The sequence below is a fragment of the Pluralibacter gergoviae ATCC 33028 = NBRC 105706 genome, assembly GCF_001598855.1.
In the GTDB taxonomy this organism is placed as follows: Bacteria; Pseudomonadota; Gammaproteobacteria; order Enterobacterales; family Enterobacteriaceae; genus Pluralibacter; species Pluralibacter gergoviae.
Genome location: NZ_BCZS01000060.1, coordinates 1 through 12730 on the forward strand (window position 1 = coordinate 1; position 12730 = coordinate 12730).

A 12730-nucleotide genomic window follows, 5' to 3' on the forward strand; every position below is an offset into this window, starting at 1 on the left:
GCCACCGGTCTGTAAAGAAGATAATCAACAACTTACCTGGTACTGATATGACAAAAAAAATTAAACGCGGCGTCAGCCTGTACAGTTTTCAGAACGAAACCTACCTTGGCAAAATGACGCTTGAGCAGGTGATCGCCCACTGCGCGGCTTTTGGCGCCCGGGGCATTGAGATCATCGGCGAGCAGACCTTTCACGGCTGGCCGGAGTGCGGCGTCCCGGAGGAGGCGATCGCCGAGTGGCATCATCTGATGGATAAGTATGACACAGTTCCGGTATGCCACGACTTCATGCTTGACTACAAGCGCTACAAGGGACGGCCAATGCCGTTCGCGGAGCAGGTGAATAGCGTCAAAAACGACATTGATTTCGCCGCACGCCTGGGGATGCGGTTTATCCGCTCGCTGGTCTCCGTCGCGCCTGAAGTGCTGGTGGCGGCGGCGCCTTATGCCGAGGATAAAGGCATCACCATCCTGCTGGAGGTTCACGCTCCGCTACACTTCGACCATCCGTGGATCATTCGCCACGCTGAAGCCTATGAAAAAGCCAACACCAGGGCCCTGGGCTTCCTGCCGGATATGGGGATGTTCCTGTTCCGCTTCCCGCGCGTCTGGAAAGAGCGCTTTATTCGCAACGGCTGCCCGCAGGCGGCGGCGGACTTTATTGAAAAGGCCTATGAGGATCGCACCCTCAGCGAATACGTTATCCTCGACGTGATGCAGAAGTGGGGGCCGGGCCCGCAGGTGGCGATGGCTGAAACGCTGCGCCATAACGCCGCCTACGAACCGAAGCGGATGCTCGATTTCATGCCGAGGATCCATAACATTCACGCCAAATTTTATGAGATGACTGACGACCTGACCGAGTGGTCGATCCCCTACGACGAAGTATTCCGCGTTCTGAAGCAGGGCGGCTATGAGGGCTACATCTGCTCGGAGTATGAGGGCAACCGCTGGGTGGAGGACGTTCAGGAAGTGGACAGCCTGGAGCAGGTGCGTCGGCAGCAGCTGATGTTCTGCCATCTGTTAAATGAAACCCCGCCGTCGGCGCTGCTGGCGAAATAAGGAGAGCCGTATGTTTGATCATCACATTATCTGCCGAGAAGGCTTCAGCAACGTTACCCGTGACGGGGAAGTGATAGGCGTGCGCTTTCTGGCCCGTCTGCCCTATTACCGTGGGCTGGGCCTGTCAATGGTTGAGGACTTAGCGGTAACCCTCAACGGCGAAGCACTGCCAAGAGAGGCCGTGCGCTTTGCGCTCCGCGGGCGGGAGTGGAGTCTGGACGAGCTGGAGACCGTGTACGACGATCGGTGGAACTTTGGCGAAAAGGCGACCATCATCCTGCTAAAGCCCGGCGGCTTGCCCGCCGGGAAACACCGCCTGAAGCTGGCGGAGAAGCTGCGCATCTCCTACCTGCCTTTCGTCCCGGTCACCAGTCACGAAACCGAACTGGAACTTGAGGCATAACCTTTATCCGCTGCCGGGCAACGCCCGTCAGCGATCTTTTTCAGACAGAGGAATCAGCAGGATGAGGACTATACGCATTTGCCCGGGGCGGCTTTGCGCCCTGATTGTAGGTATCGCTATGGCGGCTGTCAGCCACCCGGCTCACAGTGCCGGTGAACCGGAGGCCGAGAATAATCGACAGATAGTGACACAGTTTGCCTACACATTTTATTCGCAAAAAGATGTCAAAAAAGCCTTCACCACGTGGGTGGCGGAAAACTATATCCAGCACAATCCCGGGATTGCCGACGGGCGTACTGCGGCTATTCAGGCTCTGACGCCGCTGTTTTCCAGCCCCCACAACCAGTTTGCTATCGAGAAGATCCTCGTGGACGGCAACCTGGCCGCCATCCACGTCAGGGCCACCGACGGCGTGCGTAAACAAACGGTCAGCGTCGTGGATATGTACCGGCTTGATAACGGCAAAATTGTTGAGCACTGGGACGTGCTGCAGGATGTGCCCCGACACTCGAAAAACGCGCATCCAATGTTCTGATCGTTCCCCAACAACACCATTGAGGTCGCTATGCAGACAATTAAAGGGCCGGGTCTTTTCCTCGCCCAGTACATCAACGACGCGCCGCCGTTCAACTCCCTTGCGGGGCTGGCGACGTGGGCATCAGGTCTTGGGTTTCGGGCGGTGCAGATCCCCTGCAACCATCCGGCAATTTTCGATCTGGCAACGGCGGCGGAGAGCCAGACCTATTGCGATGAGGTAAAAGGGGTACTGGCGGAGCATGGGCTTGAGATTAGCGAACTGTCCACCCATCTGGAGGGGCAGCTGGTGGCCGTCCACCCGGCCTACCAGCAGGCGTTCAGCGGCTTTGCACCGCCGGCTTATCGGGATGACGCCAGGGCCCGGCAGGCGTGGGCGGAGAACCAGCTTCGCCGCGCAGCGGTGGCATCGGCAAGGCTGGGCCTGAAGGCGCACGCCACTTTTTCCGGCGCCCTCGCATGGCCCTATCTCTACCCCTGGCCGCCCCGGGATGAGGCGGTTATTCAGGCCGCCTTCGCCGAGCTGGGGCGGCGCTGGAAGCCTCTGCTCGACACCTTTGACGAGCAGGGCGTGGATGTCTGCTACGAGCTGCATCCCTCGGAGGATCTGCACGACGGCGTCAGCTTCGAGCGCTTTCTGGCGCAGGTTAACAACCACCCGCGCTGCCATATCCTTTACGATCCCAGCCACATGCTTTTACAACAAATGGATTACCTCGGCTTTATCGACATTTATCACCCGCACATCCGCGCCTTCCACGTTAAGGATGCCGAGTTCAACCCCTCCGCCCGCAGCGGAGTCTACGGCGGATACCAGCCGTGGATCGCGCGTCCGGGGCGCTTCCGTTCTCCGGGGAAAGGGCAGATCGATTTTGCGGCTATCTTCAGCAAGCTGGCGCAGTATGACTATCAGGGATGGGCGGTGCTGGAATGGGAGTGCTGCATTCAGGACAGCGAGTCTGGAGCGAAAGAAGGGGCCGACTATATCCGTCGGCAGATTATTCCCGTTGCACAGCGGGCCTTCGACGATTTTGCCCGCTCGACCACTTCCCGGGAGGCGATAAACGCCATGCTGGGCCTGCCGGGAGGCCATCACCATGATTAAAGCAGCCATTGTCGGGGCCGGTTTTATCGGCCCGGCGCACCTTGAGGCGCTTCGTCGTCTGGGGGATGTCGAGGTGGTGGCCCTGTGCGATCGCACCCAGGCCGCCGCTGAAAAAAAAGCGGCGCAGCTTAATGTTGCCCACGCCTATAGCGATCCGGCGGCGCTGCTGGCGCATCCGGGGCTACAGGTGGTCCATAACTGCACTCCCAACCATCTTCACGCCAGCCTTAACCGACAGATTATTGCGGCGGGCAAGCACGTCTTTTCCGAGAAGCCATTGTGCATGACCGGAGATGAGGCCCGGGAGCTGCTGGCCCTGGCGGAGGCAAAGGGCGTGGTCCACGGGGTCAGCTTTGTCTATCGCCACTTTGCGATGGTGCAGCAGGCTGCCGCTTTGGTCAACAGCGGCCGCGCGGGCCGCATCTTCGCCGTCCACGGCGGCTATCTTCAGGACTGGATGCTGAAGCAGACGGACTACAACTGGCGCATCGATCCCGAGCGGGGAGGCGCGTGCCGCACGGTGGCGGATATCGGCTCCCACTGGTGCGACACGGTGCAGTTTGTCACCGGGCTGAAAATTGTCGAGGTGATGGCTGATTTCAGCGTTGTCTGGCCCGTTCGCCTGGCGGCGAGGCAGCGCAGCGTCTCATTCGGCGCGGCGCAGGGTAACGCGGAGTATGAGGAGAAGCCCGTCACGACCGAGGACTTCGCCAGCATTCTGCTGCGCTTTGCCGACGGCAGCCGTGGGAATCTGACCGTTTCCCAGGTCAGTGCCGGCAGAAAAAATCACCTCAGCTTCGAACTGAACGGCAGCGACGGCTCCATCGGCTGGGACCAGGAGATCCCCCAGCGGCTCTGGCTGGGGTACCGCGACAGGCCCAACGGTACCGTGAGCGACGATCCCGGGCTGCTGCTTCCGGCGGCGGCGGCGCATGTGCACTATCCGGGGGGACACATTGAGGGCTGGCCGGACGCCTTTAAGAATATGCTCGCTTGTTTCTATGCGGATGTGAAAGCGGGGAAAGCCCCGGCGGGCGAGGCGGGCTACGCAACCTTCCGCGAGGGGGCGCAGATCATGCTTATCGTCGATGCCATGCTGCAAAGCCACCGGGAGCAGCGCTGGGTGAAGGTGGCGGCGCTTACCTGAGGCTGATTGAGCCTGTTCTCATCAGTGCTTCAGGGACAGGCGAAACGGTATGAGATCTTCTCGTCTGCAGGGGGCACAAACGGATTGCGCGTAATGTTTGTATCCGACACTAGGGTAGACGATATTAAAAACGATAGATTAGATCGCGGCGGGCGGTACGACCACTGCCCGCTGATTAACAGGCAGTTAAGCGGCGGCATGAGCGAAAAAGGTAACTATTCAGGCTTTTTACGCGTGCTATATTATCGCTTCACTCTGCGCTAACCAGCTCATCCCTGAGCCCTCAGCTCTCCCTCTTAATGCATCCCAAGACGAATCAGCTCAACCGGCTCATACTTCCCGCTGCAGCCCGTAATTTCCACCGTTTTACTGCGGCGCAGCTGCATGGCGTTCATGCCGTCAGCGTGGATCGCTTTAATGGTCCCGGTTTCTCCGGTGCCGTTAATCATTACGCGGCTGCCGGTGGTAATTGCGTTACGGTTACGATCGTAAGTCATCATGGTTTATGTCTCCTTAAATCTGAGCGCCGCAGCAAACGCCCGTCCGCCGCGGCCCCACTATAAATACGCCGCTGAGTCTGTTTTTCATTGTTTTTGATCAACGTCACATTTATTTGCCCTGCCGGAGACGCGAAAAAATCACTCTTCGCTAAACCAGTCGCTATTTTCCTTACGGATTAGCTGCACCGACTCTTCGATAAGTTCGAGGTGGGCGCGCATGGCGCTGTCTACCGCATCGGCATCGCAGCGCTGCAGGGCGCTGAAGATGGCCTGGTGCTGGCTGAGCAGCATCTTCGGGGAGGAGACGTGGTCGAGGCTCATATAGCGCACCCGGTCGATTGTCGCCTTGATGTTCTCGATGGTGTCCCAGGCCAGCGGGCAGTCGGCTACCTGCGACAGCAGCTGGTGAAATTCGTCGTCGAGGGCAAAGAAATCGTTTACCTGCTGTCGGTCGATGGCGATGCGCTGCTGGTGCAGGTTCTGCTCCAGCTGATAGCACTGGGCGTCGGTGATGCGGGCGGCGGCGCGGCGCACCACGGCGCATTCGATGGCCTGGCGCACGAAGCAGCCGTTGAGCACGCCGGCGAGCGAAATTTTGTTCACGTAGCTGCCGCGCTGGGGGCGGATCTGGATCAGGCCGTTCTCCGCCAGCTTGATAAACGCCTCGCGCACCGGCTGGCGGGAAACCTCAAAGCGCACCGATACCTCTTTCTCAGAGAGCGGCGTGCCCGGCGGGATCAGGCAGTGGACGATGTCCCGGCGCAGAATGCGGTAGATCTGCTGGTTGACGGGCTGGGTCGGATTGAGTTGCGATTCGGCGGCCATGGCTTTTCTTTGCTGACAGAGTAAGTGCGTTATTTTACGCGGTTTTTATGCCAAAACCCATACCCGACCGAAGGTCGGGCAGGATTTCGCGGCGTCAGCCTTTACGGTGTACGCTCAGGCCGGCGTAGGTCTGGCTCACCGGCATCATCTCAAGGGTGTTGATATTGACGTGGGCGGGCAGGGTGGCGACCCACCAGACGCTTTCGGTGACGTCTTCCGGGGTCAGGGCGTTGGTGTTCTCGTAGGTTTTCTCCGCTTTGGCATCGTCGCCCTTAAAGCGAACGTTGGAGAATTCGGTGCCGCCCACCAGGCCCGGCTCGATATCGGTGACGCGCACGGCGGTGCCGTGCAGATCGGTGCGCAGGTTGAGGCTGAACTGGCGCACGAAGGCCTTGGTCGCGCCGTAGACGTTGCCGCCGGCGTAGGGCCAGCTGCCGGCGGTAGAGCCGATGTTGATAATGTGGCCGCGGTTGCGCTCGACCATCCCCGGCAGCACCGCGCGGGTCATATACACCAGGCCCTTATTATTGGTGTCGATCATATCTTCCCAGTCTTCGACGCTCGCCCGGTGCGCGGGCTCCAGTCCCAGGGCGAGACCGGCGTTGTTGACCAGAATGTCGATTTCACGCCAGGCGGCGGGCAGGCCGGCAATCATCTCTTCGATAGCCGCGCGGTTGCGCACGTCGAGCTGCACGGTGTGCACGTTGTCGCCCAGCTCATCCTGCAGCTCCTGCAGGCGCTCGTGGCGGCGGCCGGTGGCGATGACCTTGTGGCCGTTGGCGATAAAGCGGCGGGTGATGCATTCGCCAAATCCTGCGGTGGCGCCGGTAACCAGTACGATCATTTTTTGCTGTTCCTTTAATGCGTTGACGGTTGTCATACCATACCACGCAGGATAATGCGGCGGTAAGGGCGTTTTCACCCGGCGGCGGCGGGACGCCCAAAAAGAGTGCGGTTGCGACATCATCGTGCACGCCGGTTTCACCGTTCACCCTCAGAAAACCGGGACAGAAGCAATGCAACCGTTTTCGTTAAATAAGCAAACGGTTGCATTGAGAATATTTGTTATTCTGTTGCGCAAATGAATGAAAAATACCTATCTGAATGAAAATAAACACAATTATTCGATTTCTTTGTTGGCACGCCGCTTGCTAATTCATTCCTTATCAGAAGCGCCACAAATAACCCGGCGGCTTTGCCGGAGGAATAAAGATGAACATAGCGACCTATAGTCACGCGCTGCGCAGCAGCTTTTTTGATATCACCGATATTGCTGAAACGCCGGACGACATCGCCCGCAACGCCCGCTACGTTGAAGACGGGCTGCTGTTTATCGGCGAAGGCAAAACCCTGGGCCTGCTGCCGTGGGAGGAGGGACGGCGGCATCTGCGCCATCCGGCGGACTGGCACGACCTGCGCGGCAGGCTGATCGTGCCGGGGTTTGTCGATACCCATCTGCACTATCCTCAGACCGAGATGATCGGCGCCTACGGCGAGCAGCTGCTGGAGTGGCTGACCACCTATACCTTCCCGGTGGAGAGCCAGTACGCCAGCGCCGATCACGCCGCGCAGATGTCGGCCTTCTTTCTCAGCCAGCTGCTGAGCAACGGCACCACCACCGCGCTGGTGTTCGGCACCGTGCACCCGGAGTCGGTAGACGCCCTGTTCACGGCGGCCGAGGGGCTGAACATGCGGCTGATTGCCGGAAAGGTGATGATGGACCGCAACGCGCCGGAGTATCTGACCAAAAGCGCCGAACGCAGCGAAGCCGAAACCCGGGCGCTGATTGAACGCTGGCACAACCGCGGGCGGCTGGGCTACGCCATCACCCCGCGCTTTGCGCCCACCTCGTCGCCCGAGCTGCTGGAGGCGGTGCAGCGCCTGCGCCGCGAGTTTCCGGATACCTGGCTGCACACCCACCTCAGCGAAAACCCGCAGGAGATCGCCTGGGTGAAAAGCCTGTGGCCGGAGCATGAGACCTATCTCGACGTGTATCATCACTACGGGCTGACCGGGGAGCGCAGCGTCTTCGCCCACGCCATACACCTGGAAGAGTGCGAGTGGGACTGCCTGCACCAGAGCAACTCGGCGGTGGCCTTCTGTCCGACCTCCAACCTGTTCCTCGGCAGCGGCCTGTTCCGCTTAAAAACCTGCTGGGACAAGCGGGTCAAAATGGGCATCGGCACCGACGTCGGTGCCGGAACCACTTTCAATATGCTGCGCACCCTCGGCGAGGCCTACAAAATCGGCCAGCTGCAGAGCTATAAGCTGTGCGCCAGCGAGGCGTTCTACCACGCCACCCTCGGCGGCGCGCGGGCGCTGTGCCTCGACGATAAAATAGGCAGCTTTACCCCCGGCAAAGAGGCGGATTTCGCGGTGCTCGACCCGGCGGTCACCCCGCTGCAGGCGCTGCGCCACGGCCGCTGCCGCGATATCTATGAACAGCTGTTCGTATTGATGACCCTCGGGGACGACCGCAATATCGCCGAAACCTGGGTCGGCGGGCGCCGGGTCTGGGCGCGTGACGCAGTGGAGGCAGCAGCATGACGCAGTTTCTGTTAAACCAGCAGCCGGTAGCGCTGGAGAACGTCGATCCGAACCTCACCGTCCTCAACTGGCTGCGCAATGACCGGCGGCGCTGCGGCACCAAGGAAGGCTGCGCTTCCGGCGACTGCGGGGCCTGCACCGTGGTGATCGGCAGCGTTGAAGAGGGCAAAATGCGCTACCGCAGCGCCAACGGCTGCCTGCTGCTGGTGGCCCAGCTGGAGGGCAAACAGCTGCTGACGGTCGAAGATCTGGCCGACGGCGGCGAGCTGCATCCGGTGCAGAAGGAGATGGCCTGCGGCCACGCCTCGCAGTGCGGTTTCTGCACGCCGGGAATAGTGATGTCCACCTTCGCCCTGTGCCACAGCGGCGAACCGGCCACGGCGGAGGCGATTCACCACCACCTCGGCGGCAACCTCTGCCGCTGCACCGGCTACCGGCCCATTGTTGACGCCGCTGCGCGCCTGCTGGCCTCTCTGAAGCCGGACGCCTTCAGCGCCGCCTCCGCCGCCACCGCCGACCGCCTGGCGCAGATGGCCGCGCAGCCGCAGGCGCAGGAAAGGGTGCTGATGCCCGCCAGCGCCGATGCCCTGGCGGATGCGCTGCTGCGCCATCCGCGGGCGCGGCTGCTGGCCGGCGGCACCGATCTTAATCTGCTGGTCACTCAGGCCTACAGGCCCCATCAGCAGCTGATCGCCCTGCAGGGCGTCCCGGAACTGCGCGGCATCCGCCGCCGGGGCGCGGGCCTGGAGATCGGCGCCATGACCACCCTGAGCGATCTGCAGCAGGGGCTGCGGGAGAGCGTTCCGGCGTTCAGCGAGATGCTGGGCCGCTTTGCCTCGCAGCAGGTGCGAAACCAGGGCACCCTCGGCGGCAATATCGCCAACGCTTCGCCCATCGGCGACTGCCCGCCGGCGCTGCTGGCGCTGGACGCCCGCCTGCGGCTGCGGCGCGGCAGCGCGGTGCGGGAGGTGGCGCTGGCCGACTTCTTTACCGGCTACCGGCAGACGCTGCTGCAGGAGAGCGAATTTATCAGCCATATCCTGATCGATGACGTGACAATGTCACATAACCTGCGGTTGTGGAAAGTGTCCAAGCGGCGGGAGGATGATATCTCCGCTGTCTTTGGCGCGATATGCATCGAGCGCGACGGGGAGATGATTCGCCGGGCCCGCGTGGCCTTCGGCGGTATGGCGGCGATCCCGGCGCGGGCGTACCGCTGCGAGGCGCTGCTCAGCGGCAAACCCTTTACCCGGGCGACCCTGGCGGCGGCCGCCGCCGCGCTGGCGGAAGACTTCACGCCGATGAGCGACGTGCGCGCCAGCAGCGGCTACCGCCTGCAGGTGGCGAAAAACCTGCTTGCCCGCTATTACCTGGACCAGACGGCAACCTGCGCCGTGGAGGTGAGCGATGTCCGCTAAAATTGAAATCCCTGATGAAGAGGCGCTGAAGACGCAGTTCCTGCAGCAGCTGCAGGGCCGGGCGGGGCGTCCGCGCCGCCACGAGAGCGCCGACCGCCACGTCAGCGGCGCCGCCGAGTATATCGACGATCGCGCCGAGCTGGCCGCCACCCTGCACCTCTGCCCGGTGCTCAGCGACTGCGCTCACGGCACGATTGACGCCGTGGACCTGACGGCGGCGCTGGCGGAGCCCGGCGTGGTGCGCATCTTCAGCTGGCGCGACGTGCCCGGCGAACTGGATATCGGCCCGCTGGCGCCGGGCGATCCGCTGTTTGCCAGAGAGAAAGTGGAGTATCACGGCCAGGTGGTGCTGATGGTCGCCGCCGACACGCCGGAGGCCGCGCGCCGGGGCGCGCAGGCGGTGAAAATCGTCATTACGCCGCTGGAGGCCGTGCTGGATGTGGAAACCGCGCTGGCGCGCGAAAGCTACGTCGAGCAGCCCCACGTTCAGCAGCGCGGCGACGCCGACGGCGCGCTGGCGCGCGCGGCGCACCGCTTGCAGGGCCAGTTCCACACCGGCGGCCAGGAGCACTTCTATCTGGAGGGGCAGGTGGCGCAGGCGATCCCCGGCGAGGACGGCGCGATGCAGATCTGGTCCTCCACCCAGCACCCCACCGAGGTGCAGAAGCTGGTGGCCTCGGTGCTCGGCGTCACCATGAGCAAAGTCACCGTTGACGTTCGCCGCATGGGCGGCGGCTTCGGCGGCAAAGAGACCCAGGCGGCGGGCATCGCCTGTCATGCGGCGCTGGCGGCGCGGCTTACCGGCAGGCCGGCGAAGCTGCGGCTCTCCCGGCGCGACGATATGCGCATCACCGGCAAGCGCCATCCGTTCTTCGTCCGCTACGACGTCGGCTTCAGCGACGAGGGGCTGCTGCAGGGCGTCGTTATCGATCTGGCGGCCAACTGCGGCTACTCGCTGGATCTCTCCGGCTCGATCTGCGACCGGGCGATGTTCCACGCCGATAACGCCTACTACCTCGGCGATGCGCGCGTTACCGGCTACCGCTGCCGGACCAACATCGCCTCCAACACCGCCTTTCGCGGCTTCGGCGGTCCGCAGGGAATGATGGCCATCGAGCAGATCATGGACGCCATCGCCCGCTATCTCGGGCGCGATCCGCTGGCGGTGCGCAGGCTGAATTTCTACGGCGGCGCCGGACGCGACGTGACCCACTACGAACAGCCGGTGAGGCAGAATCTGGCGCGGGCGATAACTGACCGGCTGGCGGACAGCGCCTGCTATGCCGAACGCCGGGCGGAGATCGCCCGCTTCAACGCCGCCAGCCCGGTGCTCAAGCGCGGCCTGGCGCTGACGCCGGTCAAGTTCGGCATCTCCTTTACCGCCACCTTTCTCAACCAGGCCGGGGCGCTGATCCTCGTCTACAGCGACGGCACGGTGCAGCTCAACCACGGCGGCACCGAAATGGGCCAGGGGCTGAACACCAAAGTGGCGCAGATCGTCGCCGACGTGCTGCAAATTCCGCTCGCCGATATTCAGGTGACCGCCACCACCACCGGTAAGGTGCCCAACACCTCGCCGACGGCGGCCTCCTCCGGGGCGGATCTCAACGGCAAGGCGGCGGAGGCGGCGGCCCGCACCCTGAAGGCGCGGCTGACCGCCATGCTCTGCCAGCAGTGCGCCTGCGATGAATCAGATGTTGTCTTTCACAACGGCGTGGTGCGGGCCGGAGAGCGCTACTTCAGCTTTGCCCAGGTGGCGAACATGGCGTGGCTCAACCAGGTGCCGCTCTCGGCCACCGGCTTCTATAAAGTGCCGGGGATCCACTACGACCGCGCGGCGGGCAAGGGCGAGCCGTTCTACTACTTCGCCTGGGGCGCGGCCTGCTCGGAGGTGGTAATAGACACCCTCACCGGCGAGTACCGGCTGCTGCGCACCGACATCCTCCACGACGTCGGCAGTTCGCTGAACCCGGCGCTGGATATTGGTCAGATCGAGGGCGGGTTTCTGCAGGGCGCGGGCTGGCTCACCAGCGAGGAGCTGGTGTGGGATGATAAAGGGCGGCTGCTCAGCGACGGGCCGATGAGCTACAAAATCCCGGCCGTTGGCGATATGCCGGAGGTGTTCAAGGTCGCGCTGCTGGAGAGCATGCCCAACGAGGCGCACACCGTCTACCGCTCGAAGGCGGTCGGCGAACCACCGTTTATGCTGGGTATTTCGGTATGGTGCGCCCTGCAGGACGCGGTGGCCGCCGCCGGCGGCTACCGGCGCCATCCGCACCTCGACGCCCCGGCGACGCCGGAGCGGGTGCTCGGCGGCGTGATGGCGGTGCAGGAGGGTGAGCATGAAGGACGATGAGTGGCTCGACGTGCTGCTGCGCCTGCGCGAGCGGCAGGTTCCGGCGGTGATCCTCACGCTGATGGAGGATCGCGGCTCGGTGCCGCGCGGGGCAGGCACTAAAATGGTCGTTGCCGAAGAGGAGGTCTGGCTGACCATCGGCGGCGGCAATCTGGAGTTTCAGTGTACGGCCATCGCCCGCGAGATGCTGGCAAGCGGGGCGCAGCAGCCCCGCGAGGAGAAATTCGCCCTCGGCGCCCGCGCCGGGCAGTGCTGCGGCGGCATGACCCGGGTGCTGTTCGAGCCCTGGGGGCGGCCGCTGCCGGCGGTCTACGTCTTCGGCGCCGGCCACGTCGGCCGGGCGCTGGTGACCCTGCTCGCCACCTTGCCCTGCCGGGTATTCTGGGTTGACGAACGGGAGGATTACCTTCGCGATGCGCCCTCCGGCGTGCGCTGCCTGCACACCGACGATCCCTGCGACATCGCCCGCCGGGCGCCGGACGGCAGCCTGTTTGTGGTGATGACCCACAGCCATCCGCTGGACCTGGCCCTCGCCGACGCGCTGCTCCGGCGCGAGGGCGTGCGCTATCTGGGGGTTATCGGTTCGCAGACCAAGCGCCAGCGCTTCGATTATCTGCTGGAGGGCAAGGGCATCCCGGCGTCGAAGCTTGCCACCATGCGCTGCCCCGTCGGCCTGCCGGATGTTAAGGGCAAGCTGCCGGCGGAGATCGCGGTGGCGGTGGCCGGGGAGATTATTGCGGTGTATCAGAGCGGGAAGTGAGTGCGGCGAGGAGGCGCCGCACGAGGAAGTTATTGCGCAGTTGTTAGTTCTGCAGCCTTTCTTCTGCAGATATT

General features: G+C 63.0%; 12 protein-coding genes. 9 read left to right on the forward strand and 3 right to left on the reverse strand.

Going from position 1 to position 12730, the window contains the following annotated elements; translation table 11 throughout:
* Positions 1 to 47 precede the first annotated feature (47 nt).
* The 5 genes from ENGE1_RS25565 to ENGE1_RS25585 all read left to right on the forward strand — a co-directional run bounded on the left by ENGE1_RS25565 (position 48) and on the right by ENGE1_RS25585 (position 4250).
* Positions 48 to 1061, forward strand: coding sequence for a sugar phosphate isomerase/epimerase family protein (locus tag ENGE1_RS25565; protein WP_048254314.1), 1014 nt, complete (start codon positions 48 to 50; stop codon positions 1059 to 1061).
* 10 nt (positions 1062 to 1071) lie between these two features.
* Entirely contained in the window at positions 1072 to 1464 is a 393-nt protein-coding gene (locus tag ENGE1_RS25570) for a C-glycoside deglycosidase beta subunit domain-containing protein (RefSeq protein WP_045288477.1), read from the forward strand.
* A gap of 61 nt (positions 1465 to 1525) precedes the next feature.
* Positions 1526 to 1999, forward strand: a complete 474-nt coding sequence (locus tag ENGE1_RS25575) for a nuclear transport factor 2 family protein (protein ID WP_053075512.1) — start codon at positions 1526 to 1528, stop codon at positions 1997 to 1999.
* 30 nt (positions 2000 to 2029) lie between these two features.
* A complete protein-coding gene (locus ENGE1_RS25580; RefSeq protein WP_048254315.1) occupies positions 2030 to 3103 on the forward strand; it encodes a sugar phosphate isomerase/epimerase family protein in 1074 nt (357 codons plus the stop codon).
* Positions 3096 to 4250 (forward strand): Gfo/Idh/MocA family protein, encoded by a 1155-nt coding sequence (locus ENGE1_RS25585; RefSeq protein ID WP_048254316.1) that lies wholly within the window; start codon positions 3096 to 3098, stop codon positions 4248 to 4250. Before ENGE1_RS25580 ends, ENGE1_RS25585 begins: the two co-directional genes overlap by 8 nt.
* A gap of 296 nt (positions 4251 to 4546) precedes the next feature.
* Here the strand turns inward: ENGE1_RS25585 and ydfZ are convergent, their stop codons facing one another.
* From ydfZ to ydfG, 3 genes are all read right to left on the reverse strand, one after another.
* Positions 4547 to 4750, reverse strand: coding sequence for a putative selenium delivery protein YdfZ (ydfZ, locus tag ENGE1_RS25590; RefSeq protein WP_043083916.1), 204 nt, complete (start codon positions 4748 to 4750; stop codon positions 4547 to 4549).
* A gap of 138 nt (positions 4751 to 4888) precedes the next feature.
* Entirely contained in the window at positions 4889 to 5575 is a 687-nt protein-coding gene (locus ENGE1_RS25595) for a GntR family transcriptional regulator (protein ID WP_048254317.1), read from the reverse strand.
* Between the two features lie 94 nt (positions 5576 to 5669).
* Positions 5670 to 6419: a bifunctional NADP-dependent 3-hydroxy acid dehydrogenase/3-hydroxypropionate dehydrogenase YdfG gene (gene ydfG / locus ENGE1_RS25600; RefSeq protein ID WP_043083920.1), complete on the reverse strand. Its 750-nt coding sequence runs from the start codon at positions 6417 to 6419 to the stop codon at positions 5670 to 5672.
* Positions 6420 to 6787: 368 nt separating this feature from the next.
* On the opposite strand from ydfG, the gene guaD reads away from it, so the two are divergent.
* The 4 genes from guaD to xdhC are packed head-to-tail and all read left to right on the forward strand — an operon-like array spanning position 6788 to position 12656.
* Complete coding sequence (guaD, locus tag ENGE1_RS25605; RefSeq protein WP_043083922.1) at positions 6788 to 8122, forward strand: guanine deaminase; 1335 nt, start codon at positions 6788 to 6790, stop codon at positions 8120 to 8122.
* Positions 8119 to 9540: a xanthine dehydrogenase small subunit gene (gene xdhA / locus ENGE1_RS25610; RefSeq protein WP_048254318.1), complete on the forward strand. Its 1422-nt coding sequence runs from the start codon at positions 8119 to 8121 to the stop codon at positions 9538 to 9540. The genes guaD and xdhA overlap by 4 nt, the downstream gene beginning before the upstream one ends.
* Positions 9530 to 11896, forward strand: a complete 2367-nt coding sequence (xdhB, locus tag ENGE1_RS25615) for a xanthine dehydrogenase molybdopterin binding subunit (RefSeq protein WP_048254319.1) — start codon at positions 9530 to 9532, stop codon at positions 11894 to 11896. The genes xdhA and xdhB overlap by 11 nt, the downstream gene beginning before the upstream one ends.
* Positions 11883 to 12656 (forward strand): xanthine dehydrogenase accessory protein XdhC, encoded by a 774-nt coding sequence (gene xdhC / locus ENGE1_RS25620; protein ID WP_043083926.1) that lies wholly within the window; start codon positions 11883 to 11885, stop codon positions 12654 to 12656. Before xdhB ends, xdhC begins: the two co-directional genes overlap by 14 nt.
* Positions 12657 to 12730: the final 74 nt, after the last annotated feature.

Excerpts from the sequence above, each read along its gene's own strand:
- ENGE1_RS25565 (WP_048254314.1), top strand. The coding sequence starts at position 48 with ATGACAAAAAAAATTAAACGCGGCGTCAGCCTGTACAGTTTTCAGAAC.
- ENGE1_RS25570 (WP_045288477.1), top strand. The coding sequence starts at position 1,072 with ATGTTTGATCATCACATTATCTGCCGAGAAGGCTTCAGCAACGTTACC.
- ENGE1_RS25575 (WP_053075512.1), top strand. The coding sequence starts at position 1,526 with ATGAGGACTATACGCATTTGCCCGGGGCGGCTTTGCGCCCTGATTGTA.
- ENGE1_RS25580 (WP_048254315.1), top strand. The coding sequence starts at position 2,030 with ATGCAGACAATTAAAGGGCCGGGTCTTTTCCTCGCCCAGTACATCAAC.
- ENGE1_RS25585 (WP_048254316.1), top strand. The coding sequence starts at position 3,096 with ATGATTAAAGCAGCCATTGTCGGGGCCGGTTTTATCGGCCCGGCGCAC.
- ydfZ (WP_043083916.1), bottom strand. The coding sequence starts at position 4,750 with ATGATGACTTACGATCGTAACCGTAACGCAATTACCACCGGCAGCCGC.
- ENGE1_RS25595 (WP_048254317.1), bottom strand. The coding sequence starts at position 5,575 with ATGGCCGCCGAATCGCAACTCAATCCGACCCAGCCCGTCAACCAGCAG.
- ydfG (WP_043083920.1), bottom strand. The coding sequence starts at position 6,419 with ATGATCGTACTGGTTACCGGCGCCACCGCAGGATTTGGCGAATGCATC.
- guaD (WP_043083922.1), top strand. The coding sequence starts at position 6,788 with ATGAACATAGCGACCTATAGTCACGCGCTGCGCAGCAGCTTTTTTGAT.
- xdhA (WP_048254318.1), top strand. The coding sequence starts at position 8,119 with ATGACGCAGTTTCTGTTAAACCAGCAGCCGGTAGCGCTGGAGAACGTC.
- xdhB (WP_048254319.1), top strand. The coding sequence starts at position 9,530 with ATGTCCGCTAAAATTGAAATCCCTGATGAAGAGGCGCTGAAGACGCAG.
- xdhC (WP_043083926.1), top strand. The coding sequence starts at position 11,883 with ATGAAGGACGATGAGTGGCTCGACGTGCTGCTGCGCCTGCGCGAGCGG.